The sequence below is a fragment of the Actinomadura sp. HBU206391 genome (genome assembly GCF_014323665.1).
GTDB lineage: Bacteria > Actinomycetota > Actinomycetes > Streptosporangiales > Streptosporangiaceae > Actinomadura_C.
In genome coordinates this window covers 1-1,309 of sequence record NZ_JABVEB010000552.1, presented here as the reverse complement: position 1 = coordinate 1,309, position 1,309 = coordinate 1, and the positions used below count along the sequence as shown (strand labels likewise).

The following is a 1,309-nucleotide window of genomic DNA, read 5'->3' as shown; positions in this document are numbered from 1 at the left end:
ACAACGCCATCGCCTGGGTCAAGAGCCACGCGGGCACGTTCGAGGTCGATCCGGACCGGATCGCGATCCTCGGCTCCCAGGCCGGCGGGCACCTCGCCGCCCAGGCCGGCACCTACGGCGCCGGGAACGCCCGCGTCCGCGGGGTCGTCGGCCTCTCGACCATCGCCTCTCCCAAACGCGCCTACGACGAGGCCCAGACCACCACCGCGCCCTTCTCCCGTCGCAAGATCCGCGACCAGAGCGTGATCCTGGCCAACTGCACCCCCGCACGCGACACCGGCCCCTGCCTGACCCGCTACGCCGACCTCAACACCGCCACCCACGCCAGCGGCGACGACGCCCCCATGCTCCTCGTCCACTCCGCCGCAGACGTCATCCCCGCCACCCACGGCACCGACATCAAGACCGCCCTCGCGGACGCGGGCGTCACCGACGTCACCGTGCAGACCGTCTCCGGCAGCGCCAGCGGCGGCCCCCTTCTCACCACCGCCCTACGCACCCAAGCCCTGACCTGGATCCGCACCCGCACCCAGCCCCGCACCACCCCGCCACCGGCCACCAACCCGATCGAGGCCACCGGGCTGCGTGCCGAACGCGTCCCCGCCCACACCTCCGACGACAACGGCGCCACCACGGCCGAGGCTCAGCAACCGACCACCCTGGCGGCGACCCGGCTGGAACAGAACTACAGCTACGGCACCCACACCCGACACCAACTCACCGCCTACTACTACAAACGCTCCACCAAGCAACCCGCGATCCTGCTCATCCACGGCGGCTACTGGTACGAAGGCGACAAATCCGTCTGGGCCCCCCAAGCCCGCTACTTCGCCGACAACGGCTACGCCGTCTTCGCCATCAACTACCGCCTCAACACCCAAGCCGCCTGGCACGCCCAGCGCAACGACGTCTACAACGCGATCCAATGGATCAAATCCAACGCCACCACCTTCACCCTCAACCCGGCCCGCATCGTCCTCCTCGGCTCATCCGCCGGAGGACACCTGGCCACCAGCGTCGGCGTCTACTCCACCGGCACCAAATACGCCAAAGCCGTCGTCGCCCTCTCCCCCGTCGCCAGCCCCTACCACGCCTACCTCGACGGACAAACCGCCACCGCCACCGACCAAAAACGCAAACTCCGCGACACCGCCACCCTCCTCGCCCGATGCACCCCCGACCGCAACGACACCACCTGCTGGAAACGCTGGACCGACATGGTCAACTTCAACCACGCCAGCACCGGCGACACCCCCATGTACCTCATCCACTCCACCGGCGACTTCGTCCCACCAACACACGCCACCCG

At 69.0% G+C, this 1,309-nt stretch carries 1 protein-coding gene; it reads left to right on the top strand.

The window, feature by feature from the left end:
* Window positions 1-1,309: alpha/beta hydrolase (locus HKK72_RS39345; protein ID WP_187239444.1), on the top strand; the 1,309-nt coding region annotated here is incomplete at both ends.